The sequence below is a fragment of the Alphaproteobacteria bacterium SS10 genome (genome assembly GCA_019192455.1).
In the GTDB taxonomy this organism is placed as follows: Bacteria; Pseudomonadota; Alphaproteobacteria; order TMED2; family TMED2; genus TMED2.
This window is the reverse complement of record JAHCML010000006.1, coordinates 268,628-294,775: the sequence shown is the minus strand read 5'-3', so window position 1 is coordinate 294,775 and position 26,148 is coordinate 268,628. Positions and strand designations below refer to the sequence as shown.

The window sequence follows — 26,148 nt, the reverse complement described above, 5'->3', positions numbered from 1 at the left end:
CGGGGCCGCAGGCGTTAGTGCAACTCCACCGCGTCTTTTAGGTAAACGCAGGTTAGAACGGCAAAGACGTAAGCTTGGATGAAGGCGATCAGGAACTCGAACGCGGTCAGCGCAACGTTAAGCGCGAGCGGTCCAACCCCGAAAACCCCCAGGATCACAGTGAAGGCGGCAAAGATCTTAAGGATCATGTGACCGGCCAACATGTTGGCAAACAGACGAACCGAGAGGCTGACTGGACGCGAGAGATACGCGATCACCTCAATCGGAACGATCAGGATAAGCAGCGGCGCTGGCACACCCGATGGGGCGAACAGCGATAGGTAATGCAGGCCGTGGCGCATGAAGCCGATGATGGTCACGGCAATGAACACGACCATTGCGAGCGTAAAGGTGACGATGATCTGGCTGGTATAGGTGAAGCTATACGGGATCATGCCAAGGATGTTGCCCATCAAAACCACCATGAAAATGGTGAAGATGAATGGGAAATACTCCCGGCCTTTGGCGCCGGTCTGCTCACGCAGCATATTGGCGATGAATTCGTAGAGAATTTCAGCGGCGGCCTGCCAGCGGCCCGGAACAAGGGCGCGGCGGTTCATGCCGATGGTCATAAAGCCAATGGTGATGACGGCGCCAATCACCATGAACAGGGCCGAATTCGTAAAGCTTAGATCGATGCCACCCACTTCGATGGACATGATCTGCTTCACCTTAAACTGTGTCAGCGGGTCGAGAGCCACAATCGTCCTCGTCTAGGCAGAGCGTCGGTGATGTAAACGGAAAGTGCCGTTCATGGCGGGAAAAGCAGGCGGTAATGTTGGGCGACACCGGTTGAGCCCGGCATCCTTAAGGGTTGGGCGTATCTTGATCGGCCTCGTCGGCTGATGCCCCATCCCCTTGCGCGGCTTGGGCGGCCAATTGCTCCTGGCGTTGAACCATTCGGAAGACGTTCATGAAACCAGCGGCTGACCCGACGAAGAACATGACAATCATGCCCAGCGGTAAGGTTCCCATCCACTGATCGAACAGCCACCCCATAAAGGTGCCAACACCGATCGCCGAGACGAACTCGATACCAATGCGCAAGCCGTGGCCCAAATTACCGGCGGCGGGTCCGCTATTGCTGGCATTGGCGCCTTCGCCATCTGCCTGCTGTTGTGCGGCCGCAATCCGTTGCTTCAGATCGTCAAGCGACATCGAACTAAGTACCGACCTCTCCGCCCCCGAATGACCTGGTCCGCAATGATTTGCATACCAACCACTCAAATGCCCCGAAAACCGGCACCGCAGTCGGCGCGCAAACTAAGGATTGGCCCTAGAACTGTCAAGCGCTTATGGCACCGCAAAACGGCGGAAAATTGGGAATTATTGTCGTTTTATGACAAGGATTTACGTTGCCTGCGACAAGCTGACGTCCGCGGGGCCGATTTAACTCGCCTCACGCAGCTTCGCACCCTCATCCAGATCAACGGCAACCAGCTGTGAAACCCCGCGCTCACCCATGGTTACACCATAGAGGCGATGCATCCTGGCCATGGTCATCCGGTGGTGGGTGATGACAAGGAAGCGGGTGGTGTCGGTTTTCACCATATGGTCGAGCATGGTGCAGAACCGGTCCACATTCGCCTCATCAAGCGGGGCGTCGACCTCATCCAGCACGCAAATCGGTGATGGATTGGTCTGGAACACAGCAAACAGCAGGGCAATCGCTGTCAGTGCCTGCTCACCGCCGGAGAGGAGCGACAGGTTCTGCAGCCGCTTACCTGGCGGGGAGGCAAAGATATCGAGGCCTGCATCCAATGGATCTTCCGCTTCGGTCAATGAGAGCTGGGCCCGGCCACCACCAAACAGGGTGACAAACAACTCTTGGAACGCCTGATCAACCTTGGCAAAGGCATCGAGCAGGCGGTTACGTGCCTCACTCTTCAGTTTGCCAATACCCTGGCGCAGGCGACCAATCGCGGCGATCAGATCATCACGCTCTGCAATCAGCGCATCCATTTCAATCTGCAGCGTCTCTGATTCTTCCTCAGCGCGCAGGTTGACGGCACCCAGGGTCTCACGTTCCCGGCGCAGGCGTTCAACCTTACGGATCAGGTCGTCGAGCGGCGGCAGGTCCTTCTCAGGATTATGTTCTGAGAGGGCCAGGGTATCGTCCGGCTTACATTCCAACTTCTCAGCGATTTCAGCTGTGAGGTTGTCACAGGTGTTACGGGCAACCTCGACTGCAGCCTCGGCACGGGCGCGGGCTTCACGGCTGTCAGCGGAGTGACCTTCAGCCTGACGCAGGCGGCGATCGATATCGGCGAGGGCACGCTCAGCCTCAACCAACACATCGGCCTTGCTCTTGGCCTCGCGTTCAGCCTCAGACAGGGCATCCAGCAGTGCCTGCTCTTTGCTGGCCAGGTCCTGCGGCTGGTTGCGAAGTTGGGTCAGTTCCTCACCAATGGCGGTGGCACGCTCAGCCAGGTCCTTATGGTGGTCCTGGGCGCCGTTGATCCGATCAGTCCAGGTTCGAACCTCTTGGGCGATAGCCTCAAGGCGACGCTTGCGGCCAAACACCTCGCGGCGGATCTGATCGACCTTCTGGCTCTTCTCATTACCATGGGTGCGAGCATCGCCCAGCTGCTCCCGGTGGTCATCCAGAACCTGGATGGCCTCATCCAGGGAGGGCATGGCCTTCAATTCTTTAGCGGCGGTCTCGCGCTGCGCCTTGGCTTCATCAAGGTCGCGGCCATGATTGGCCACACGCTCACGCAGGCCCGCAATCTCAGCGGCGGCCTTGGCTTGCTGTTGGGTGGCTTGGGTCAGGGCCTCACGTGCGGTACCCACCGCGCTATAGGCGTCACGGACCGCTTGGCGTCCCGCTTGTTCAGTGGCTCTGGCTTGGGCCAAGACGGTTTGCTTCTCAGCGACAGCGGAGATGGCATCATCAGCCGTCTTCTCAGCCTTCTTCCGATCAGCAAGAAGGGTATCGAGGCGGTTGCGTTGTTCTAGCTTGGCGGCGGCATCGGGCGAATGAAGCTTACGGCTGGTGTAGCCATCCCAACGCCAGGCGGCGCCATCCTTGCTGACCAGCATCTGGCCTGGCTTCAGCTCGGCAGCGAGTTTCTCACCGGCATCCCAATCATCAACAATGCCGATACCGGCAATGGCGGATGTCAGGGCATCCGGTGCCTTTACTAGCTTTGATAACGGTTCGGCGCCCTTCGGTACGGCTAGCTTATGGCCAACATCACCGCGCCAGAAGAAGGCGGCGCCCTCATCCAATGTGGCATCGAGTGCAACACCAAGGGCAGCGGCGAGCGCTGTCTCATAACCCTTGTCAACGGTGATGTGCTTGAGCACAGGCTCGCCCGTCTCATCATCCACCTCATCAGCAAGCAAGTGCTGTAACGCATCGATCTCAGCCTGAAGGCGGCTAACGACGCTGTTGGCTTCTTGTTGTGCCTCGCGGGCGGCGGTTAGCGCTTCATCGGCTGCGGCCACGGCCTTTTCACTGGTGCCATGATCGGCTTCAGCGGTCGCTAGCTTCTGCTCAGCGCCCGATACATCTTTTTCCAGGCCTGAGAGTTTGCCGCTATCGACGGTCTCGGCTTCCGTCTTCTCCAGCATCGCCTTCAGGCGGTCGCGCTCACTCTCTATATTAGAGGCGCGCTGCTGAAGCTGCTCAATCTGGCGCTCCAGGTTCCGTTGGGCGGTTTCTTGGCTGGCCGTCTCGCGGGTTAGGCGGGCGACGGTTTCGTCTAGCTCACGGATTTTAGCTTGGGCCTCTTCCGCTGCTTTAACGGCTTCCGCCTCACGGTCGGTTTCACCAACCCGGGCCTTTTCAATCTCAGCTTGCTCGGATGACAGGCGTTTCAACGCCTCATCGGCATCACGGCGCATGGCCTCGGCACGGCCACGATCCTGTTCGATCTGGGCCAGGCGCTGTTCAGCGGCGGCCTGTTGCTGCTCAAGGCGCTTACCTTCATTGGCGAGCTGCTCTGCTTCAATCTTAAGGCGCTGGGCTTTTGCCGCTGCTTCAGCCGCAGCATCACGCAGGCCGGGCATTTTGTTTGCAGCCTCTGCCTGTGCGGTGCTCTCACTCGCCACATTGGTAAGGAGTTCGCGGACACGGGTTTCAGCGGCCGCGAACGTCTTCTGCGCGCGTTCTAGGCTTTCGGTCGCATCCACCCATTTCTTGTGGAGCAGTAGCGCCTCGGCCTGGCGGATCCGATCAGAGATAGTGCGGTAACGGGCGGCCTGACGGGCCTGGCGCTTCAAGCTGCCAAGCTGGGTGTCCATGGTGCCCAGCACATCTTCCACCCGCTCCAGATTGTTTTCAGCGGCGCGAAGGCGAAGCTCTGCCTCATGGCGGCGGGCGTGGAGGCCACTAATACCGGCGGCCTCCTCTAGAATGTCCCGACGCTGGGTTGGCTTTGCATTGATAACCGCACCGACCTTACCCTGGCTGACCAGGGCGGTGGAGGTGGCACCAGTACCGTGATCGGCGAACAGGATTTGCACATCCCGGGCCCGCACGGGCTTGCCATTAATGCGGTAGTCTGAGCCGTTGCCCCGCTCAATCTTCCGCGCGATGTCTAGATGCTCATGATCATTGAATGGGGGCGGCGCGGTCTTGCCGTCGTTTTCCAGGCCCAGCACAACCTCGGCCACGTTGCGCGCCGGACGGTTTGCGGTACCGCCGAAGATCACATCTTCCATCTCTCCGCCACGCATACGCTTGGCAGAGGTTTCACCCATTACCCAACGCAACGCTTCCACGAGATTCGATTTGCCACAACCATTGGGCCCGACCACGCCGGTAAGACCCGGCTCGATCGTTAGTTCGGTTGGCTCGACAAAACTTTTGAATCCATGGAGGCGTAGCTTGGCAAACTTCATATGGGCTCAATTACAGTTCCGGATCAGGATGCCTCGTCCGGCAGAAGCCGGTCGATCTTCCGCTGGAACACCTCATAATCCTCAGCGCCGATCACACGATCAGCGTTGTTGTTGATAATGAAGGTGGGCGTGGAGCGGACATTGAAGCGCTCTTGCGCTTCGAGTTGGGTTTTCAGGATCATCTCCTGAAGCTCGTCATTGGCGAGGCAGGCATCAACCGCTGCTGCATCGAGGCCGACCAGCTGGCCAAAGGTGCGCAAAGCAGCCTCTGGGTTGCGGGAACGGGCCCAGCGCTGCTGGTTTTTGAACAGCACATCAATAAAGTCGAAATACCGGGCCGGTGGCACGCAGCGCGCCAGCATGGAGGCGCGGAGGGCGACACCATCAAAAGGGTAGTCGCGATAAACGATCTTTACCTTGCCGGTATCAATGTAATCCCGCTTCAGCTTTGGCAGGGTGTCGCTGTGGAACGCGGCACAGTGCGGGCAGGTCATTGAAGAATATTCAAAAAGGGTCACCGGCGCATCGGGATCGCCCAGCACACGCTCATCCAAGAGACCAGGCTCTGCCACCGGCTCACCCGCAGTTTCCGGGGCGCCGGGCACGCTAACGTTGGCGGTATCGGTGATCGCATCGCCAGCACTCTGCGCCCAGCCGGTTGACGGGCTAGCGACAGAAATAGCGGCGGCGGTCATTAGGGCCGCGGAAAGAGTCAGAAGTTTCCAGGTCATGCGGGTCATGGCTAAGCAGGCTCCAGGCCAGTCGTTAATAAGGGTGGCAAGCGATCTAGTGGCACGCAACGATTGCCAGTGGCCCAAATGAGCCATCCAAGCAAGTTTCGCAGGTGCAGCAGAGGTTACTTTTGCCGGGAAAGTATGGCCAAGCCAAGGCGTTCCAACGAGTCGCGAAGGGTCGCATCCTCGATAGTGGATAACTTTTCCGCGAGGTCATTCTTCGCGGCCGCACCCACTTTTTGCCGTTTTGGCCGAAATTCTGGCGGTCTTGATTGGTGTTTCAGGGCGACTCGGGCGATTGCGGCCGACTGTCCGAGATAGTCATTTATGCGGGCGAGAAGCTGCGGTTCCGCATGCTGCCAGATGGGCGCGAAGCCCGCGCTGATCGCCACATGCAGGGTGCCCGGCTTACCATCCTTGCCGGGGATTAGGCGGATTGGGGCTGTGTGTTTGGCAAATTCAGCGCCCACCACATCGGTCCAGTTATCCAGGAGGTCGGCCAGGCGCATGGCCTTCCGACCAACCAGCTTGCGGCTTATAGGTGGGATAATGGCGCCCAGACGTCGGGTACTGCCCTTCCGGCGTCGAATGCCGGATCGGTCTGTCCCTTTACCGTCTTGAGGCTTATCGCCCATTGCCCTGACTAAACCTTGTTTCGCCGTAAAACTGGATTAGGGTTGAGAGCCTAAAGGGTGATCAGGTTCCCGTCACCTCATGACCACTGACCATGTCCCGAAAAACGACAAAAGACCTCGAAACTGTTGAGTTGAACCCCGTGGTACCACCGCGCCGGGCCTTGCTCGACTGGTATGATAAGCACCGACGGGTTCTGCCTTGGCGTGCCTTGCCGGGTGAGGTGCCGGACCCCTACCGGGTTTGGCTGTCGGAGATCATGCTGCAGCAGACCACCGTTGCGACGGTAAAGCCGCGTTTCGATGCCTTCCTTGATCGTTGGCCACGGGTTGAGATGCTGGCCGCATCGCCCTTGGATGATGTGTTGGCCGAATGGTCTGGTCTTGGCTACTACGCCCGCGCCCGCAACTTACATGCCTGCGCCGTGGCGGTGGTTGACCGTCATGGTGGCAAGTTCCCAAACACGGAGAAAGAGCTGCGCGACCTGCCGGGCATTGGTGCCTACACGGCGGCCTCGGTTTCGGCGATCGCCTTTGACCGGCCAGCGACTGTTGTCGATGGCAATGTGGAGCGGGTGGTGGCGCGGCTAAATGCCATTACCGAACCCATGCCGTCGGTGAAACCAAAGCTGAGAGCCCTATCGGTTCCCTTGTTCGAGGGCGATGACCGCGAGCGCCCCGGGGATTATGCCCAGGCGATGATGGATTTAGGGGCCACCGTCTGCGTTCCCGCTAAACCCCGTTGTGATCGTTGCCCTTGGTTTGACCAGTGTGAGGGGCGTGCCGCATGCATTGCGCATACCCTGCCCAGGAAAGCGAAGAAGCAACCGAAGCCCCAACGGGTCGGCTTACACCTCTGGCTGGTTCAGCAGGACCGCATCCTGATGCGCCGCCGACCGGAGAAGGGGTTGCTCGGCGGGATGCTTGAGTTACCGACCGGCGGTTGGCAGTCGGTTGTGGCCGCGCGCGATGCAGATTATCCCGCCTTGATGAACCAGCTGCCACTTAAAGGACGTTGGCGCATGCTGCCCGGTAGCGTCGGCCATACCTTCACCCATTTCCACCTTACGGCACGGATCGCTGTTCCACATGGCGAGATCATCGAGCCTGACGGGGAGGATTGGCGATGGGTTTCAATCGATGAGCTTGGCGATGTGGCTTTGCCCACCGTAACGGCGAAGATGGTTCGCCATGCCATGGCCAAGATGGCAGAGCCTGACGCCGATTTGTTTGAGGCTGCCTCATGAAGCACCTAATCGTCGCCATCCTGATGCTTTTCGTTCTGCCCTTTGCTGTAGCTGAGGCACAGGAGCGTAAGCGGCCCGTTGATACCTTGTTGCTGCTGGCCATTGATGCCTCGGCCAGCGTTAGCCAATCAGTTTTAGCTACCCAGCTTGAAGGGCATGCCAGCGCTTTCCGAGATGAGGGGGTTCAGGCGGCTTTACGCTCTGGCCCGGCGGGGGAGATTGCGGTGGGTGTGATGCTGTGGTCCAGCCCGGTGGATACCCGGTTGACCTTGCCCTGGCGGATTGTGCGCACGCCAGAGGATGCTTGGCGCCTTGCGGCTGACATAGCCACCATCCCGGGAACAGAGCGGGCGGGATCGACCGGTCTTGGCTCGGCCATGGCGGCTGGGCGGCGGCATTTGTTGAATGCGCCTTACACGGCGCCCCGCCTGATCATCGACATCTCGTCCAACGGTTTCAGCAATATTGGCCCGCGCCCAGATGCGGTGAAGCCGTCACTGCAAGAGGCTGAAATAGAGGTGAATGGCCTCGTCATTCTCGACGAGTATGATTGGTTGGCGCAGTATTTCAGCAAATCTGTGATTACCGGTTACGCCCCATTTGTGATGGTCGCCCATCAGGAGCGTGACTACGCTGATGCATTGCTGCGCAAACTGATCCGCGAGCTATCGTATCGGCCAAATGAGTCGACTGATCTGGCAGAATTGGCCCCGTTAGATGGGGCCGATGCCTCCGTCAGGCGCCAATAGGGGGTACCGATGGGTATCGAAGAAGACGAATTAGGCGAAGTCGAAAACCTCTCAATCTTTGAGAAGTATCCGGAAGCCTTTAAACGCCTGTCTATTCTGCTAGCTGGTGTAATTGGGATTAGTGTCTCGGTTTACCTGTTTGCGACCAGCGAGGGCGAACCCGATTGTCCGCCCTTGGACCAGGGAACAATCCATGATGAAGTTTGTCATGGTGACATGTTTTGCATCCAAGAGATCAGATCAGATGTTTGTGTCGAGTTTCTGGTGCAAAAGATGTCAGGCGGCGCCTCCATCGGCCTTCTTGTTGAGGCTCATGAGGACGGTTTGATCGGCTCTGGTGATCAAATGTATCTAGAGCTCAAAGATGACGATTTGGTTCGTCTGTATTCTTTTGAATTTCCCGACGGCCCTGATGGCAACACCACTGCCAGCCTTTCGGTGATGCCGCAGTTTGGTGGCTTGCCATCAACGCCAGATAACTCTGTTTATGTCATGCCCTTACCATCAGAGCGCGGGTTCCGGGTTCTGCAGGCTTCCGACCGGCTGAAAGATCATGAGGGGATGCTAGAGCATGCCGTAGATTTTCAGGTGCCAGCAGGAACCCCGGTGCGGGCGATGCGTGACGGGTTTGTCGTTGGCATGCGGATGGATCAATTCCTCGGTGGCACACGGGATCGGGCTAGAGGAAAAGAGAACTACATCTGGATCCAACATCTAGATGGCACCGTTGCCACCTACCGGCATCTGCTTCGGGACAGCAATAAGGTTGAGTTTGGCGCCAGTGTTATTGCAGGGCAAGAAATCGCCTTATCTGGCGCCACTGGCTACACAGAAGAGCCAATGCTTCATGTTCACGTCTCAACACCACTGATCAATGGTGAGGGATTTAAGACGTTTCCCATGACCTTCGCGACCACTAAAGGGAACACGGTCATGAAGACCCGCGAGATCTATAAGGCGACGTTCTAAATTGTGTTTTGATTAGAGCTTGGTGCTGCGCTCTGTGCAGATTACGCCCGTTCGCGGGTGATCTCGACGCCTGCGCCTGCGCAGTCATCAAACACATCCAGCTTCTCAATCCGGATGGTGATCTTCTCAACCGATGGGTGGCTGAGTGAGAGGGCGGCAATACGCTCGGCCATGGTCTCAACTAGGTTGATGTGCCCCTCAGAGACAACGCGGTGGGCGGCATCGCGCAGCAACTCGTAAGAGACCACGGCATCCAGATCATCTTCAGTGATGATCCGGTCAGCGACCACAGCCTCAATGTTCAAACGGACCCGTTGGGTGCGGCCACGCTCCTCAGGATAGGCGCCGATTTCGGCTTCCAGATCCATGTCGCGCAGGAACATTCGCCGATAGGTCATCGACGGTTTGGTGCCGGTTTCCTCTGATTCAGGTGCGCTTGCAGATGCGGTGGCGCGGTCAGTGGCCCGGGTGGCTTTGCTGATAAGTGAGATCATGGCGCCGTGCCTAGCACTGCCGCCCTGCGGAACGCAAATGGCAAAATGGCGGCAGGCGAACAGTGCCTGCCTTAATGCTCGGGTCTTTTAGTGTAGACCCAACTCATCCCGCATGCGTTGGCGAAGCACGTCAATTGGCGCCAGCTGGTTCCGTGCCTGCTCATAATGCCAGAAGGTCCAGCCATTACAGGCCTCGGCCCCTTGCACGGCAGCACCCACCTGGTGGATGGAGCCGGTAATGCGGCCGCGGCTGTTTTCCGCGATTAAGGTGCCATCGGGACGAATGCGGGCGTGGTGACGCCGCCGCTGGTCAAAGATGACTGCACCCGGATCCAGCAACCCATGCTCAACCAACAGGCCGAACGGAACCCGCGGTGCCTGGCGCTTGCTTTCAAGCTTCAGTACATCCGGATCGTCCATCGGCTCAATCTTATCCAATCGCTCAACGGCGACCTTGCGATAACCGATCTCGCGCTCAATCCCGATATAGTTCCGACCCAAACGCTTGGCCGCCGCGCCGGTGGTGCCGGTGCCAAAGAACGGGTCCAGCACCACATCACCAGGATCGGTCGCTGCCATGATCGCGCGGAACAGCAGTGCCTCCGGTTTCTGGGTTGGATGGGCCTTCTTGCCATCCTCGCCCTTTAACCGCTCCCCGCCAGAACAGATTGGCAGGGTCCAATCACTGCGCATCTGCAGGTCATCATTGAGGCGCTTCATCGCCTCATAATTGAAGGTGTACTTCGCCTCGGGTCCCTGGGATGCCCAGATCATTGTCTCATGGGCATTGGTGAAGCGGCGGCCACGGAAGTTTGGCATCGGGTTGGTTTTGCGCCAGACCACGTCGTTCAGGATCCAGAAGCCTCGATCCTGAAGTGCTGCCCCAACCCGGAAGATGTTGTGATAGCTGCCAATGACCCAGAGGGTGCCATCCGGCTTCAGCACCCGCTTAGCGGCAGCTAGCCATTCATGGGTGAAGCGATCATAGGCGGCCAGATCTTCAAACCGGTCCCAGGCTTCATCAACACCATCGACCCGGCTCATATCCGGGCGTTCAAGATCGCCGCGCAGTTGCAGATTATAGGGTGGGTCGGCAAAGACCATATCAACCGAGCCGGCCGGCATGGCGTTCATCGCAGCCACGCAATCACCCAAGATGATTTCGTTCAGTGGCAGGTCGCCCGAGCCTGCTTTAGCCCCGGTTTTGGTTTTAGCCCGTTTCCCCACAGCCTTTGCCTTGGCTGCCTTCGATGCGCCAGTCATGGTTTAAAACCTTTAAAATCTTCCCCGTAAGTGGCTGAATCTTCGGTCAATCTGGTTCCGGCGTCAAAGCTTAAAGCGCCGATTCGGTTTCCGATTCGGCGCTGAGTCTTTTGAGTCACAACCGGGGGGGGGGGCTCAGCTAGCGGCAGCCCGCAAAGCTACGGCGATGGGCTGACGTTAGGCCGTGGGTCGCAATGGCCGCCCGATGCTCGGCTGTTCCATAGCCGGCATTTCGTTCCCAGCCATAATGGGGGTGAGCCTCGGCCAGGGCCGCCATCTCACGGTCGCGGATCACCTTGGCAATGATTGAGGCGGCGGCGATGCTAAGGCTGCGGCTATCGCCCTTCACAACGGGTAGTCCCTTACAAGGCAGGTCGCGGGGCAGACGATTACCATCAACCAGGGCGTAATCTGGTGCTGCGCTTAACTCACCAATGGCCCTAACCATGGCGGTGAGGCTGGCCTGCAGGATATTGATGCGGTCGATCTCTTCTGGCTCCGCGCGCCCAACGCCGTAATCCACCACATCGATCAGCTGCCCGAAGATATCTTCCCGGGCCTTGGCGGTAAGCTTCTTGCTATCATTAAGGCGGTTAAGCAGTGCCTCGGGTAGGTCCGGCGGCAGGATAGCGGCGGCGGCGACAACCGGGCCGGCGAGGGGGCCGCGCCCGACCTCATCAACACCGCAAATGACCCGGGCGCCATCGGCACGGGCCTGCTCTTCAAACGCGTAATCGGGGGCCATTAGGTGTGTTTGTGCACCGCGTGGTTCGGGTACTTGGCCATCCACTTATCCCAATAGGGCTCACCCTTAAACTGCTCGACCATATAGTCGATGAAGCTACGGACCTTGGCGGTCAGGTAGCGGTTGTGCGGGTAGACCAAGTGGATATTGATCTCCGACGGCATGTGGTCGGTTAGCAGTGGCACCAATCGGCCTTCGTTAATGTCGTCACCGATTAGGAAGGTTGGCTGCAGCACGATGCCATGACCACCGATTGCGGCCTGGCGCAGCACGTCACCGTTATTGGCCTGCAGCGAGCCAGTCACCTTCGCCGATTGGCCAGTGCCATCGGGGCCGATGAAGCGCCAATCATTCAGCTTCGGTGAGAGGGTGTAGACGAGGCAGTTATGCTTCTGCAGCTCGCGAAGGGTTTTGGGCTCGCCATGCTTCTCTAGATAAGACGGCGCAGCGACCAGGGCCCGGCGGCATGGGGTCAGCTTACGGGCAATCAAACTACTATCGGCCAGCTCACCAATACGGATTGCCACGTCGTAACCCTCTTCAACCAGGTCAACGATCCGGTCATTGAGAGAGAGGTCGATAAACACCTCAGGGAAGGCAGCCTTAAACCCGGTTAGTGCGGTGGATAGGTGGCGCGCGCCAAAGGACATGGGCCCGTTGAGGCGGAGGACACCTTTCGGCGCCTGGTGCAAATCACCGACGACCCGCTCAGCTTCTTCCACATCGGTTAAGACGGTTTGGCATTTCTCATAATAGGCGGTGCCAATCTCGGTAAGGGATACCCGGCGGGTGGTGCGGTTCAGCAAGCGGGCGCCCAGGCGCTCTTCCAACGCTTGAATGTGTTTAGAGACCATGGCGCGGGACAGGTTCATGTGCCGTGCGGCGCCAGCGAAGCTGCCTTGATCCACCACCTGGACAAAGACTTCCATGCTGATAAGGCGATCCATGGTGGTGTTCTCCCTTGCATCACGCGCTGAACGCTCATCTGCCCCTAGATGAACGAAGGCTCACGACAGTTTCCTCATCGTGAACAATTTATTCTGAATTGGCCGGATTATCAAATCGGATGGTTGGCTCTAGATTTTTCTCCAAGACGTGAACAGCGCCGTTGCCACTGCCAAACCCGGATCAAATCAGGACAGAGCCTGTAGGGGACGGTGCGCATATGAGGAGAAACGACATGACTGGTCAATCTATTGCTGCAAAAGGCGCAATTTCCAACGCTGATGTGGCTGCCCTTATCCTACGCTTATCAATGGGTTCCCTGTTTATTGCTCACGGCCTGTTGAAGGTCCTGGTCTTCACCATTCCCGGCACAGTCGGGTTCTTTGAGAGCATTGGGTATCCCGGTTTCTTTGCCTATTTGGTGATTGCCGCTGAGCTTGGCGGCGGTGCTTTGTTAATCCTGGGTTTGCAAACGCGCCTGGTCTCGTTGGGCCTCGTCCCAATTCTAATCGGCGCCACGCTGCAGCATGCGGCCAATGGCTGGCTCTTTAGTGCCGAAGGTGGCGGTTGGGAATTCCCAGCTCTGTGGACCGTGCTGTTGGTTGTCCAGGCGTTGCTTGGCCCTGGTGCCTATGCCCTACGGTTTGGTGCCGTTGACAGCATCCTTGCCAAGTTCCGGCTGAACGACCCACGCAACGCGGTCGCCGCCTAACCTCAAAGATCCACGGGCTGTGGGACCGCGAATGCTCACAGCCCGTTTTTCATTCGGGAGTGATGATCATGGCCATGCCAAACAGCCTATTCGTATCTCACGGCGCACCAAACCTGCTGGAGAGTGATGTGCCAGCACGATCATTCCTTAAGCGGTTGGGCAACGATCTCCCAAAGCCGCGGGCCATCTTGGCGGTGTCCGCCCATTATGAGACGGCTGTACCGACCATTGGTCTCGCCGCAGCGCCTGAAACCATCCATGACTTCTTCGGCTTCTCGCCCTCTCTCCACGCATTCAACTACCCGGCGAAGGGCATGCCAGCGCTTGCCACCCAAATCGCCGACGACTTGGCGGCTGAAGGCATTGAGGTTGCACGGGATGAGGGGCGCGGACTGGATCATGGGATCTGGGTGCCATTGGCCCTGGCCTATCCCGATGCCGATATCCCGGTCATCCCATTTTCAATTCAGCCTGACGCGGATGCAGCGCATCACCTGGCGATTGGGCAAGCCCTGGCCAAGGTCGTGCCATCTGATGTCCTGGTCGTCGCCACGGGGTCGATGACCCACAACCTGTCGGCGTTTCGGGGGCATGAGATTGATGCCCCGCCGCCTGACTGGGTCTCCAGCTTCGCCGATTGGATTGAGGTGGAGAGTAAGGCCGGTGATCTGGATCGCTTGGTTAGTTTTGCGCAGCAGGCGCCCAATGCTGGTGAAAACCACCCGACCGATGAGCACTTCCTGCCCTTCTTTGTCGCCTTAGGCGTTGCTGCCGGGCGCGGTGACTGGCGCGGCACGCCACTCCACCGCAGCTATACCTTTGGTGTGTTGGCCATGGATACCTACCGCTTCGATGGGGTTGAGCGCGTTGCCGCCTGATCATTGAATTAAAACCCCATGGAGAATTGATCGGTCTCAACCGCCGGTGGTCGGAATAGATTGACCGGCAGTGGTGGGCGGTCACTGTTCAGGCCAAGGCGCATTACTGTGGCCCGGAAGCGCTGGCGAAGCAGATCGGCATAGGGGCCGCTGCCGCGCATGCGGGTGCCAAACTCGGCATTGTAGGCACGGTTCGGGTCGTCGGCGCTGCTATGGCACCCACGTAGCAGGCTAAACACCCGCTTAGCCCGGTCAGGGAAATGCTCCTCCAGCCATTCACGGAACAGATCCTCAATCTCCAGCGGCACCCGAACCATGGTGTAGGAGGCATAGCGGGCGCCCATCTCATGCCCCGCCTGCAGCAGTTTCTCCAACTGGTCGTCATTCAGGGCAGGGATCATGGGGGCGGTCATGATCCGCACCGGGATGCCGGCCTCACTCAATGCCTTAATCGCGGCGAGGCGCTTGGCGGGGCTGCTTGCCCGGGGTTCCATCAGTCGCGAAAGCTTGGGGTCCAGGCTGGTCACCGACACGCCCACATGGACCAGATCGTCCTTAGCCAGTTCGGCTAGCAAGTCGATGTCCCGGGTAATCAAATCTGACTTGGTTAGTAGGCCGACCGGGTGCTTTGCCTCCAGCATGACCTCGAGGAGTTGGCGGGTTATCGCCAGTTGCCGCTCCACCGGTTGATAGCAATCGGTGTTGGCGCCAATGACGATGGTCTGGGGCTCATAACGCGGTTTGTTTAACGCCTCACGAAGCAACTCGGCCGCGTGGGGTTTGGTAAAAATCCGGCGTTCAAAATCTACCCCGGCCGAGAAGCCAAGATAGGTATGGGTTGGCCGGGCATAGCAATAGATGCAGCCATGTTCGCAGCCCTTATAGGGGTTGATTGAGCGATCAAAGCCAAGGTCCGGGCTATCGTTCTTGGAGATAATGCTGCGGCTCTGGTCGACACTGATGATCGTCTCAAGCTGGGTACCAATCTCGGCGGCTACCTCACTGCTTTGATCGCCAGCAAGCGAGTTCCAGCCATCATCCACCAGTTCGCGCGCGGTGGCTTCAAACCGACCGCTGCGATTGCTGATCGCGCCGCGCCCCCGTGGTTTAAGATTCAGGGGCTTTGGATTTTGGGGTTCCGTGTTGAGTGCCGCCGCCTCGTCCATGATTGATCATCTCCCATCTTTAGCTTGACGGAGAGGCTATCGAATCACGGTTCGTTCTATCAAGAACAAAAAGCGAACAATTGCGCTTGACTTTATACCTAAGCGGGTTCGCGCTCGTTCAGCCGTGGGATCAACTCAATGAAGTTGCAGGGCTTATAGCGGCTGTCGAGTTGGGTTGAGAGGATGCCATCCCAGGCATCCTTACAAGCGCTGGTGGAACCTGGCAGGCAGAACACATAGGTGGTCTTGACCAGTGCGGCCATGGCGCGGGATTGGATGGTTGAGGTGCCAATGATGTCATAGCTCAGCTGTCGGAACAGCTCGCCAAACCCCTCAATCTCCTTATCCATCACATCGCGCAGCGCCTCCGGCGTCACATCGCGACCGGTCAGGCCGGTGCCGCCAGTGCTGATCACAATATCAACCTGGTCATCGCTGGCATATTGCTCGAACGCAAGGCCCAGACGTCGGCGGTCATCGGGAACAATTCGTCGTTCGGCGAGCTTGTGACCAGCCGCCGTCAGTTTCTCGATCAGAAGCGCACCGGAGGTGTCATCCGCCTCAGTCCGGGTGTCCGAGACAGTTAGTACGGCGATGTTAAGCGGGATAAAGGTCGCGTTTTCGTCAATTCCGGCCATGGGCTGCCACCTGGATATGTTTCGTATCCAGTCTGACATAGAGCGGCCGGTCGCCCTGTGCAATCGCTTCCAGCGATGGAACAGGTTGGTTGAAGCGCATGCGGTAGATCCAGAAGTTGGTCAGCACACGCTCGACGAAATCACGGGTCTCTTTGATCGGAATGCTCTCGATAAAGAACAGTGGGTCCTCGCGGTAATCCACGCGGCGGCGCCAATGCTGAAGATTACCGGGGCCTGCATTGTAGGCGGCGGCAAGAAGCAGCAGGTCTTCACCGACCAGGCGGCTTTCCATCAGATAGGCGAGGTAGCGTTGGCCCAGCTCAATATTAACCAGGGGGTCAAAGAGCTGCTTGCGGTCACTGCCATCGTAGAGTGCGGTGTCGCCCATATATTTGGCGGTGCGCGGCATCAGCTGCATCAGGCCAGAGGCACCAACACCACTTTGTGCGCCAGGGTCAAACCGGCTCTCTTGGCGCATGAAGCCAAAGACCAGGGCCCGATCAACCTGGAAGCCAGTGTCTGGTGACCATGGTGGAATTGGATACAGCGCGGTGTCGTAACGCTCACCCTCTTCAGGGCGGAAACGGCTACCGGCACGAACGGCGAGATCTGGCAGGCCGGCATCTTCAGCGATAGCCACCAGCGCTTCTTCAAGGTCGCGGTCCCGGCGTGGGTTGATGCGGCGCAGTTCTTCAACGGCGAGCTCGCGCTGGCCAACCTGAATAAGGGCCAGGCCACGGGCGCCAACGGAGTGGTCTTGGAGGACAGCCAACCGGTCACGGTTAAGCCGAGGGGTGCGCCAATGGAAGCGGGCGGGCTCATCCAGCACTTGGGTGCTGATCAGGCCATAGAAGGTGCCTGGATACTTCGCGGCCCGCTCTAGCCATTGTGAGGCCTCACGGTTCTCGCCCAACTCTCGGTGGCTGCGCGCGGCCCAGAAGGCACCAGCGGAGCGTTTCCAGGGCGAGACATTGTTTGAACTGGCAACTTTACCGAAGTGGTTGGCGGCCTGCTCATAGTTGCCAAGCTTCCAATGGGCTAGGCCAACGGTCCAATCGGCGTGGTCCAGATAGGACAGGTTCGATTTCGCACTGGCGGAGGCAAGCTCAACAGCGCGCTCATACTTCCGACGGTGGAAGTAGCCCTGGGCCACCTCAGCACGCATCAGGTTGAATTCGTTTTTATCCAGCAGGTTGCGATTGGCAGGCTGGTTCAAAATCGCCCAGGCATCTGCTGGTGAGCCGCGCTCGGCCTTATCACTGATCGTGCGCATCAGGCGGGTGACGGCGCGGCGTTGTTCCCGCGTCCGCTCCCGATCGGAGCGATAGCGACGTGGCACGAAGCCATAGCTCTCAACTGCGCCAGTGACCAGGCGCCCGGTGCGGGCACGGGCCGGTGCGGCCTCACCTGCTGGTTTGCGTTTCATCGCCAGGGTGCGAACATTGGTGGCACCCGGATGGTCGGCATAGTCGGCCAGCCAATCACGAAGCTCAGGATAGCTAGAGCGATAGGCGGTTGGATGCATGTAGCGTTGGTACAGCACATGGCCCATCAAGATATCATCGCCAAGCTGGCTGATCAGGGCATCGGCGGCATCCCAATCACCACCTGCCTGCAGATCAAAGATCAGGCGATAGCGCTTTGCGTCGGCATCGCTGATCACATGGATCGGCGCCACCTCCCGCTCTGGCGGGGCAAAGGTGCGGAGGTTTAGGGTCGCGAGTGAGAAGGCGGGACGATTGCCGCTGGCGGCCTGCGCTGCATCGAATGCTTCGCGGGACAGTGGCAGGTCACCATCAAACAGGTCGATATCGCTAACCCGCTCGGCAAGCGTGCGGAGGTTTAGCGAGGCCATGGTGAAGAATGGCCGCTGCTCAATATTGGCTACCTGCGCGGGCGCACTGCTGCTGTCAGCGGTCGCATTCGCGCTTATGGGTTTTTGCTGGGGGATTGGCATGCCAGACGATAACTCGTCGGCTACTGCGCTGTGCGGTCCCTCGGCAATCAAACTCGCGGCCAATACCGCGAAAACACCGCTAGCGATCACTGACCGCCGTTTGCCGAGGCGACCCCCCCGGATCGCCAGCTGTCTCATGGCCTGTAGATTTACCCCGAACCCAAGACACCGACAAGTTCGGGTTTTCATTAAATTTTTGGCAACAGCTATGCGTATTTGAAATGGCTTTTAGATATCAGCGGCTTACTGGTCACGGTGTCCCAATAGCCGCAGCAATCTTTAAAAAGTCATGCCAGACCTCACGCTTGCGCGCCGGGGTGCGGAGCAGGAAAGCGGGGTGGAAGGTGGCTATTGCCTGAATCTTCGCCGCATCGGCGCCCGGCTGCACCTCATGCCATTGGCCGCGATAGCGCGTGATGCCTTGGGTTACGGGCAATAGCGCCTTGCCCGCCGTATCACCCATCAGCACCAGAACCTTAGGCCCGGCCAGGGTGATATGGCGCATGATGAAGGGCTTGCAGACCTCAATCTCCCCGGTAGTGGGTTTGCGGTTACCGGGCGGGCGCCAATTAACAATGTTTGAAATATAGGTATCCGTGCGGTCCCGGCCGATGGCCTTTAGGATGCGATCCAGCAGCTGACCGCTGGCGCCAACGAAGGGTTTGCCCTGGGCATCCTCATCTCGGCCCGGCGCTTCCCCCACAATCATTAGCGGCGCACCCGGCGTACCATCAGCAAAGACCAGGTTTTGCGCAGTCTTAACAATGCTGAGGCCATCAAACTGTTCCAGCGTCTTACGCAGGTCATCGAGGGTCTGCGCCTCGGCTGCCAGGCGTTGGGCCGCCCCAACCGCCTCCGCCGTTCCTAACGGTGCGTCGCCAGCGGCTTGAGGCTGTGGCTTTGCTTTTGGTGCGGGTTTTGGCTGTGCGGTTGCCCGATGCTCGGTCCAGCTGATCGGTTGGGGCGCTACAACGGTTTTGACGCCCACATCCACATACCATTGCAGCATGGCGAGCGCTGCCTCGGGCGGCAGATCGGCTGCGGTATTAGATGCGCTGTCTTGAGCCATGGCAGCAAAAAACCAAAAAACTGAAACTACGGTGCGGGGCGTATTTTGCCCCAAGCTAAGGATGCCGATGCCGGAACACAACAAATGTGATAGAGGCGAGTGTTGATAAGCGCCTGAAACCCATTAAATGCGTAAATTCAAACTTTACGTATACGTAAGATTTGGGTTAAAAACCCTTTAGATAAAAGCAAGAAAGGTGGCCTGAGGATGGAACGCGAAAGCATGGAATTCGACGTTGTGGTTGTTGGCGCTGGCCCGGCGGGCCTGGCGACGGCGATCCGGTTGAAACAACGTGCCGATGAGGCTGGCCAGGAACTGGCGATTTGCGTGATCGAGAAGGGCTCTGAGGTTGGCGCCCACTTGCTCTCCGGTGCGGTGTTTGAGACCCGTGCCTTGGATGAGTTGATCCCAGATTGGAAAGACAAAGGTGCACCGCTGACGGTGGAGGCGAAAGAGGACAGCTTCATGTTCCTCACCAAGAAGAGCGCCTTCAAGATGCCGACGCCGCCCCAGATGCATAACAAGGGCAATTACGTCATCAGCCTGGGCGAGTTGGCCCGTTGGCTAGCTGAGCAGGCCGAGGCAATTGGCGTTGAGATTTACCCAGGCTTTGCCGCCGCTGAGGTCCTCTATGATGACCAGGGTCAGGTGATGGGTGTCGCCACGGGCGATATGGGCATCGGCAAGGATGGTGAGCAGACCGCCAATTACACCCCAGGCATGGAGCTGCATGCCAAGCAGACGGTTTTCTCAGAAGGCTGCCGCGGGTCGCTGACCAAGACGTTGTTTGAGAAGTTTGACCTTCGCAAAGACAGCGATCCGCAAACCTATTCCATCGGCATTAAAGAGCTCTGGGAGATTGACCCGGAGAAGCATAAGCCAGGCAAGATCGTGCACACCATCGGCTGGCCGATGGATAACAAGACCTATGGCGGGTCCTGGCTCTACCACTTCAAAGATAATCTCGTATCGGTTGGCTATGTGATCGGTCTGGATTACCAGAACCCCTATCTCTCACCCTTTGATGAGATGCAGCGGTTTAAGACCCACCCCTCGATTGCACCGCTGTTTGAGGGTGCACGTCGGGTTTCCTATGGCGCCCGGGCGCTTTCCGCCGGTGGTTACCAATCCCTGCCGAAGCTGACTTTCCCAGGTGGCGTCTTGGTCGGCGACACGGCCGGCTTCCTCAACGTGCCCAAGATTAAGGGTAATCACACGGCGATGAAGTCTGGCATGACCGCCGCTGATGCGATCTTTGAGCATCTGAAAGCGGAGAAGGGGCGCGAGGAATGCACCGCCTATCCTGAGATGCTGAAGAAGACCTGGCTGTGGGATGAGCTGTATCGGGTTCGTAATATCAAGCCGAGCTTCCATTGGGGGCTCTGGCCAGCAATCATCTACTCAGCGATTGATACCTACATCTTCCGGGGTAAGGCGCCTTGGACCTTGAAGAACCACGCCGATCACAAGCAGCTCAAGCCAGCGGCTGAGTGCGAGAAGATTGAGTATCCAAAGCCGGACGGCAAACTCACGTTCGACAAGCTCTCCTCGGTGTTCATCTCAGACACCAATCATGAAGAGAACCAGCCCGCTCACCTGAAGCTTAAGGATGAGAGCATTCCAATCGCCCATAACCTGCCGCTCTATGATGAGCCAGCGCAGCGTTATTGCCCCGCTGGGGTCTATGAGGTGGTGCGTGAAGAGGGTGAGGAGCCACGGTTCCAGATCAACGCCCAGAACTGCGTCCACTGTAAGACCTGCGATATCAAGGACCCGAGCCAGAACATCAACTGGACCGTGCCTGAGGGTGCCGGTGGCCCGAACTACGCAATGATGTGATCGACCTGGGCCGCTCTTATGGGCGGTCCGGTGTTGCCGCCTGTCAGGCGGTGTGGTGTAGTGTCTAACGGCGCTTGCGCTCACATGCTTTATTGAAGGATTTCAAGTCCTTGTCTATTCGCCAACGGTTTCAGTCCGCCCTGACCCTGGTTCCTTATCGTCCCGCCTTCGCTGGTATTGGCCTGGTCATGCTTGCCGCCTGTGCCACCCAACCCGGTGGCACCTACTCCCCAGATGTGGGTGATGTGGTTGGCCCGCGGGCTGAGTTCAGTGGCCCGCCCATTCGGGAAACGGCATCTGGCAGCTATCTTGCCGGACATCTGGCGCAGGGTGCCGGTGACTGGTCATCCGCCGCACTGTTTATGAACAACGCGCTGGCTGGGGATCCTGATAACTACCGCCTACTACAGCGTGCCTTCCTGTTAAACCTGGGCGGTGGTGAAGTTGAAGAAGCCCTAAAACAAGCTGAGAAGCTCGCAGAACAAGAGCAGGCCTTGGACCTTGCGCTGGTTCTGCTGATGGTTGAGGCCGTCAAACAGGGTGAGCTTGAGGCTGCAAAAGAGATCAATGACCGCATCACGGATGAGGGGCTTCAGACCGTTTTGAAGCCTGGCGTTCGGGCTTGGCTGGCCGCCGGTGACGGTGATGTCGAGGCGGCCACGGCGGCACTTGAAGAGCTGCGGGCCTTTGGTGGTTTTGAGGCGCTTATCGCCTTACACCGCGCCTTTATCTTCGATTATCTAGGCCGTGTGGATGAGGCTGAAGCCGAGTATCAGAACGCCCTATCGCTCTCGACGACCCTCCGGGCCGGTCAGGCCTATGGCAGCTTGCTTGGCCGAGAGGGGAATGTTGATGAGGCGATCCGCCTTTACGATACCTTCCGGGCCCGTGATGGTTCCCGCCTGTTGGCCGCTGGTATCCGTCGCTTAGAGGCTGGTGGCCCTCCCGCCCGTGGGTTTGAAACCGTCAGTGATGGGATGGCCGCCATCCTGTTTGATTTTTCTAGTGTGCTTCAGGGCGAGCTTGGCACCGAGTTAACCCTGGTCTTGCTGCAGATAGCCCTGCATGCACAGCCGGACTTCCCGCTGGCGCAGTTGCTGCTGGCCGACATTCTGACCCGGCGCGAACAGTACCCGGCCGCGGATAAGGCTTATCTGACCATCCCCGCTGATAGCGATATTGGCCTCGCCGCCGCTATCCGGCGCGCTAATATGCTGGATGATTCAGAGCAGGATGCCGATGCCCTAACCCTGCTGCGCCGTAAGGTGCGGACCTACCCATCGGAGTTTGCGCTCCATGGTCGTATTGGTGACCTGCTGCGCCGGGACGAGCAGTTCGTCGCCGCCATTTCTTCCTACAACAAGGCCATTAATCTGCTGCCTGAAGTGCAGGCCGATAACTGGATCCTGTTCTACACCCGCGGCATCTCTTATGAGCGGTCAGACCAATGGCCTTTAGCTGAAGCTGATTTCAAGCGCGCCTTGGAGTTGCGGCCAAATCAGCCATTCGTCTTGAACTATCTCGGCTATAGCTGGGCCGATCAGGGTGTGAACCTGAGGCAGGCAGAGCAGATGATCCGCACGGCGGTTCAATTGCGCCCACAGGACGGCTTTATCGTTGATAGCCTTGGTTGGGTGCTCTACCGCCTGGGCCGGTTTGATGAGGCGGTCGGCATTCTGGAAGAGGCCGTTGCCCTGTCACCCGGTGACCAGACAATCAACGACCATTTGGGCGATGCCCTTTGGCGGGTTGGTCGTGAGCTTGAGGCTCGCTTCCAATGGCAGCGGGCGATTGACCTAAACGACGATGCCGAAATCACTGAGACGGCCCGGGATAAGTTGAAGAACGGCCTCCCACCACCGCCGCCGCCACTAGATGATGGCAGTGAGCGCACCACCGTCGATAATGGTCAGGATGCCGCCGCCGCTGGCAGCTAACCATCTGTGATGTCTACTTCTCCAACGACGCCGACCATGTTGGCCGCCCACGCGCCAGCGAAGGTTAACCTTTACCTGCATATCACCGGCGCCCGTGACGATGGCTATCATGAGGTTGATAGCCTGGTGGTGTTCGCCGATATCGGTGATCGTCTAACTCTTCAAACTGATCATGTTGGTGAGGATCGGCTCTCAATCACCGGGCCCTTTGCCGCTGCGCTCTCAAACTTTGATGTTGCAGATAATCTCGTGCTGCGCGCCGCTGACGCCTTAGCAAAGCATCTGGGGCAGAACCTTGATGGGCTCCATTTCACGTTGGATAAGCATTTACCACTGGCCGGTGGAATAGGCGGCGGCTCCGCCGATGCGGCTGCCGCACTCCGCCTGCTTTGTGGCCTGTGGAGTGTGAACGCTGATGATGCCGAGGTTATGGCGCTGGCAGCATCCATCGGTGCGGACCTGCCCGCTTGCCTCGTCAGTAAGCCCGTCATCACCCGTGGCATTGGTGAGCAGCTGACGCCGGTTTCTAACCTTCCTGCCTTGCCAGCGATCTTGGTTAATCCAGGGGCAGCGCAACCGACCCCAGCCGTCTTTAAGGCGCGTCGAGATATCCAACTGCCATTCGATCCAGAAGTTTCTTGGCCCAGGAATGGTTTTACCGATGCGCAGTCTGTCGCTGCATGGGTAGGCGCAAACACAACCAATGGCCTCGATGCCCCCGCGCGTTCCTTAGCGCCAGTAATCGGTTCCGTTATTGATAGGATTGCGGCAACCGATGGCTGCCAACTCGCCCGCATGTCGGGTAGCGGCAGCACCTGTTTCGGCGTGTACCGCACCCAGAATGAGGCTAAGGCTGCTGCTGCTGGATTGCAGGCTGGCCATCCTGACTGGTGGGTGTCAGCGACGACACTTGCCGCCTAATTGGCAGCGTCCAAACGCTCTAATGCATTAATGGCGTCTTGCTCACCGCTGGTTGCGGCCTGGCGATACCATTGGCGGGCGACGGCCAGATCAGGGCTACCGATCATGCCAACCTCATACATCACACCCAGGTTGAACGCGGCGCGTGAGATGCCCTCGGCCGCGGCTTCCTCAAACCAACGGACCGCTTGGGCGATATCCCGCTCAACCCCGATGCCATCGGCGTAGGCCACACCCATATTGTACTTGGCCTCAACATGGCCGTTATCGGCAGCCCGCTCATACCATTGCACGGCGAGGGCGGCATTCTGCTCAACGCCGAGACCCTGCTGGAACAGGACCCCCAAATTGTACTGAGCGTTGTCGACGCTTCGGATCGCGGCTTCTTGGAACCAATAGGCGGCGCGGGCAAAGTCTTGCTCAACCAACCTGCCGGCAGCGAAATGCGCGCCTAGATCGTGCTGCGCTTGACGGTTACCCGCGGCTGCGGAATTGCGCAGTGCCTCAAGCTCAGCCGGTAGTGGCAGGGCTGGAGGTGCCGCGAGGCGAACCTCAGTGATGTCAGTGGTTTCGGTCTGTGGTGGAACCACAGCCGGGCTTGGCAGTGCCGCCACTTCTTGCACCTCAACCGGGGTTGGCTCTGCGACCTCTGGCGTGGGTGCTGGTTCTGGCGCGGCGGCGACGTCACCTGCTGCAGCTGCGGTCTCTGTTACCTCATCCGCGAGTTCTGCCGGCGCCGGGGCTTGTAGGCCACCCAGCGCTTCAAGCTCGGCGATGGTCAAGGTTGGCTCAACCCCATCCTCAACCGGCTGCAGTGGCAGAGTTGCGCCTTGGCTCAGTTGGGTTGGTGCATCAACCGCAGGGGCTGGCGCATCCGCCAGGCTTGGAATTGTACTGGTCGGGGTCTGACGTGCGTTAGCCCGCAATTCAATGGCGCGCTCACGTAGTGGTGCGGTCCATTCCCGGACCAGTGGTTGGTCATGGAACAAGAACAGGGTCACACCACCCATCATTGCCATCACCAGTGATGCTGCCAGGACGACGACCCCAGGATTTGTGCCGGTCTGTGGCTCCGCCTTCTTGGCGGCCTGGGCCGTGGCACGGGCATCGATTTTGGCACGCTTCGCATCCAGCTTGGCCTGTTTGGCTTCGGCCTTAGCCAGTTGCCGTGCCTGCGCGGCTTCTTGTTTGGCGGCCTTTTTGTCTGCTTTGGCTGGCTTTGGCGCGGCTTCGGCTTTGCGGGGCTTTGATTTCTTAGCAGGTGATGTTTCATCAACTGCCAGCCTTAGACCCGAGCGATTGACCCAGCCGCTATCCCCGGCGATGGGGGCAGAAGCTTGATAAAGCGGGTCTTCGGCCAGCGCGATGTCTGGATGCTCTAGCTCGTCCGGGTCTTCTTCAGGTGCCGGTTGCTTCGCTTCTGGCTCTAACGTTTCTGGTGTTTCGGTGTCAGGAGTATCAAGGAGGGCCTCTTCCTCAACCGGTGGGGTTTCCTCCGCTACTGGTTCTTCGAGGGTGGTTGCATCTGTTTCCTCGATCTCTGCCTCGACCACCTTGTCTTCGGCATCATCAAAGGCATCCTCAGCCAGTGCTGGGTCCGCCTCAGCCAGCAGGATGGCCGGCACCGGCTGTGCCACTGGCATGGTTTGTAACTCGACCTCTGGCGTCGCATCGACAATGGCGCCATGGACGGCGGCCACGTCGTCCAACTTATCGGTTGGGCTGGTCTCAACTAGCGGGAGGTGGCCCAGTTCGGTTCGGCGCAAGGGTGCTTGGTCGGCCCCCAACATCGCGCCAATACGACCAACCTCATCCGGTGGTGACAGCATTGGAAACTGTCGCGCAGCTTGCTCACCACCCTCGGCGAAGCGGTTGCGGATCAGCGCGTCGGAGATTTGCTCCTGCAGCGGTTGGGCCGTTGCCCCGCCATCTGGGTTCCTGACCTCGGTCTCCAACCCATCGATGAGGGCCGCGAGTTCCTTATCCCAATCTTCGGCATCGTCGAGAGCGTTTAGCGGGTCGGCGACGGCCTCCCAATCAGGGCCTTCCAGGTCACCGGTTTCAGCGTCTTCACCGGTTTCATCAACAGGCTGGTCGGTATCGCCCTCATCATCAGGGGCCGTTTGACCACCAAGGGCGGTCATCAGTTGAATAAACGCATCTTCTGCCGCATCCGATTCGGCTAGATCACGGGGTTTGTGACGTGGTGGTTGGCCCCTGCCATCCTGTTTGCCATGGCCGGTTTCTGAACCGTCCTCAAGCACCAGGACTTCATCATCCAAGGTATCACTCATTCGCTCTAAACCCTGCGGAAGGCCAGTGTTCCCCTGGCAACTTCACATCATTGATTGCGACTACCAACGGAC

General features: G+C 58.7%; 22 protein-coding genes. 8 read left to right on the top strand and 14 right to left on the bottom strand.

The window, feature by feature from the left end; all coding sequences use genetic code 11:
* Window positions 1-14: 14 nt before the first annotated feature.
* The 5 genes from KI792_11390 to KI792_11370 form a co-directional block, all read right to left on the bottom strand.
* Window positions 15-740, bottom strand: coding sequence for a F0F1 ATP synthase subunit A (locus KI792_11390; GenBank protein MBV6633619.1), 726 nt, complete (start codon window positions 738-740; stop codon window positions 15-17).
* Between the two features lie 106 nt (window positions 741-846).
* Window positions 847-1,197: an AtpZ/AtpI family protein gene (locus KI792_11385; GenBank protein MBV6633618.1), complete on the bottom strand. Its 351-nt coding sequence runs from the start codon at window positions 1,195-1,197 to the stop codon at window positions 847-849.
* Window positions 1,198-1,428: 231 nt separating this feature from the next.
* Window positions 1,429-4,887 carry a chromosome segregation protein SMC gene (smc, locus tag KI792_11380; GenBank protein MBV6633617.1) on the bottom strand — a complete coding sequence of 1,153 codons (3,459 nt, stop codon included), beginning with the start codon at window positions 4,885-4,887 and terminating at the stop codon, window positions 1,429-1,431.
* A gap of 23 nt (window positions 4,888-4,910) precedes the next feature.
* Entirely contained in the window at window positions 4,911-5,627 is a 717-nt protein-coding gene (locus tag KI792_11375) for a DsbA family protein (GenBank protein MBV6633616.1), read from the bottom strand.
* A gap of 116 nt (window positions 5,628-5,743) precedes the next feature.
* Window positions 5,744-6,256 carry a DUF721 domain-containing protein gene (locus KI792_11370; GenBank protein MBV6633615.1) on the bottom strand — a complete coding sequence of 171 codons (513 nt, stop codon included), beginning with the start codon at window positions 6,254-6,256 and terminating at the stop codon, window positions 5,744-5,746.
* 92 nt (window positions 6,257-6,348) lie between these two features.
* On the opposite strand from KI792_11370, the gene mutY reads away from it, so the two are divergent.
* The 3 genes from mutY to KI792_11355 are packed head-to-tail and all read left to right on the top strand — an operon-like array spanning window position 6,349 to window position 9,218.
* Window positions 6,349-7,500: an A/G-specific adenine glycosylase gene (mutY, locus tag KI792_11365; GenBank protein MBV6633614.1), complete on the top strand. Its 1,152-nt coding sequence runs from the start codon at window positions 6,349-6,351 to the stop codon at window positions 7,498-7,500.
* Window positions 7,497-8,249: a DUF1194 domain-containing protein gene (locus KI792_11360; GenBank protein MBV6633613.1), complete on the top strand. Its 753-nt coding sequence runs from the start codon at window positions 7,497-7,499 to the stop codon at window positions 8,247-8,249. Before mutY ends, KI792_11360 begins: the two co-directional genes overlap by 4 nt.
* A gap of 9 nt (window positions 8,250-8,258) precedes the next feature.
* The gene (locus tag KI792_11355) at window positions 8,259-9,218 is read left to right on the top strand and encodes a M23 family metallopeptidase (GenBank protein ID MBV6633612.1); all 960 of its coding nucleotides are present in this window, start codon (window positions 8,259-8,261) and stop codon (window positions 9,216-9,218) included.
* Between the two features lie 41 nt (window positions 9,219-9,259).
* Here KI792_11355 and KI792_11350 read toward each other — a convergent pair whose 3' ends face one another.
* From KI792_11350 to KI792_11335, 4 genes are all read right to left on the bottom strand, one after another.
* Window positions 9,260-9,712: a dihydroneopterin aldolase gene (locus tag KI792_11350; GenBank protein ID MBV6633611.1), complete on the bottom strand. Its 453-nt coding sequence runs from the start codon at window positions 9,710-9,712 to the stop codon at window positions 9,260-9,262.
* Window positions 9,713-9,799: 87 nt separating this feature from the next.
* Window positions 9,800-10,975, bottom strand: coding sequence for a site-specific DNA-methyltransferase (locus KI792_11345; protein ID MBV6633610.1), 1,176 nt, complete (start codon window positions 10,973-10,975; stop codon window positions 9,800-9,802).
* A gap of 139 nt (window positions 10,976-11,114) precedes the next feature.
* The gene (locus tag KI792_11340) at window positions 11,115-11,720 is read right to left on the bottom strand and encodes a ribonuclease HII (GenBank protein MBV6633609.1); all 606 of its coding nucleotides are present in this window, start codon (window positions 11,718-11,720) and stop codon (window positions 11,115-11,117) included.
* Window positions 11,720-12,667: a LysR family transcriptional regulator gene (locus tag KI792_11335; protein ID MBV6633608.1), complete on the bottom strand. Its 948-nt coding sequence runs from the start codon at window positions 12,665-12,667 to the stop codon at window positions 11,720-11,722. The genes KI792_11340 and KI792_11335 overlap by 1 nt, the downstream gene beginning before the upstream one ends.
* A gap of 233 nt (window positions 12,668-12,900) precedes the next feature.
* On the opposite strand from KI792_11335, the gene KI792_11330 reads away from it, so the two are divergent.
* Complete coding sequence (locus tag KI792_11330; protein ID MBV6633607.1) at window positions 12,901-13,377, top strand: DoxX family protein; 477 nt, start codon at window positions 12,901-12,903, stop codon at window positions 13,375-13,377.
* A 68-nt stretch (window positions 13,378-13,445) separates the two neighbouring features.
* Window positions 13,446-14,255 carry a dioxygenase gene (locus KI792_11325; GenBank protein ID MBV6633606.1) on the top strand — a complete coding sequence of 270 codons (810 nt, stop codon included), beginning with the start codon at window positions 13,446-13,448 and terminating at the stop codon, window positions 14,253-14,255.
* Between the two features lie 8 nt (window positions 14,256-14,263).
* On the opposite strand, the gene KI792_11320 is transcribed toward KI792_11325, so the two are convergent.
* The 4 genes from KI792_11320 to KI792_11305 all read right to left on the bottom strand — a co-directional run bounded on the left by KI792_11320 (window position 14,264) and on the right by KI792_11305 (window position 19,085).
* Window positions 14,264-15,421: a PA0069 family radical SAM protein gene (locus KI792_11320; protein MBV6633605.1), complete on the bottom strand. Its 1,158-nt coding sequence runs from the start codon at window positions 15,419-15,421 to the stop codon at window positions 14,264-14,266.
* Between the two features lie 98 nt (window positions 15,422-15,519).
* Window positions 15,520-16,059 carry a molybdenum cofactor biosynthesis protein B gene (gene moaB / locus KI792_11315; GenBank protein MBV6633604.1) on the bottom strand — a complete coding sequence of 180 codons (540 nt, stop codon included), beginning with the start codon at window positions 16,057-16,059 and terminating at the stop codon, window positions 15,520-15,522.
* The gene (locus tag KI792_11310; protein ID MBV6633603.1) at window positions 16,046-18,154 is read right to left on the bottom strand and encodes a lytic transglycosylase domain-containing protein; all 2,109 of its coding nucleotides are present in this window, start codon (window positions 18,152-18,154) and stop codon (window positions 16,046-16,048) included. Before KI792_11310 ends, moaB begins: the two co-directional genes overlap by 14 nt.
* Before the next feature lie 112 nt (window positions 18,155-18,266).
* The gene (locus KI792_11305; GenBank protein ID MBV6633602.1) at window positions 18,267-19,085 is read right to left on the bottom strand and encodes a uracil-DNA glycosylase; all 819 of its coding nucleotides are present in this window, start codon (window positions 19,083-19,085) and stop codon (window positions 18,267-18,269) included.
* A 207-nt stretch (window positions 19,086-19,292) separates the two neighbouring features.
* On the opposite strand from KI792_11305, the gene KI792_11300 reads away from it, so the two are divergent.
* From KI792_11300 to KI792_11290, 3 genes are all read left to right on the top strand, one after another.
* Window positions 19,293-20,924, top strand: a complete 1,632-nt coding sequence (locus KI792_11300; protein ID MBV6633601.1) for an electron transfer flavoprotein-ubiquinone oxidoreductase — start codon at window positions 19,293-19,295, stop codon at window positions 20,922-20,924.
* Between the two features lie 110 nt (window positions 20,925-21,034).
* Window positions 21,035-22,861 (top strand): tetratricopeptide repeat protein, encoded by a 1,827-nt coding sequence (locus tag KI792_11295; GenBank protein MBV6633600.1) that lies wholly within the window; start codon window positions 21,035-21,037, stop codon window positions 22,859-22,861.
* A 9-nt stretch (window positions 22,862-22,870) separates the two neighbouring features.
* Window positions 22,871-23,782, top strand: a complete 912-nt coding sequence (locus KI792_11290; protein MBV6633599.1) for a 4-(cytidine 5'-diphospho)-2-C-methyl-D-erythritol kinase — start codon at window positions 22,871-22,873, stop codon at window positions 23,780-23,782.
* Here KI792_11290 and KI792_11285 read toward each other — a convergent pair.
* Entirely contained in the window at window positions 23,779-26,076 is a 2,298-nt protein-coding gene (locus KI792_11285; GenBank protein MBV6633598.1) for an SEL1-like repeat protein, read from the bottom strand. The genes KI792_11290 and KI792_11285 overlap by 4 nt on opposite strands.
* Between the last annotated feature and the right edge of the window lie 72 nt (window positions 26,077-26,148).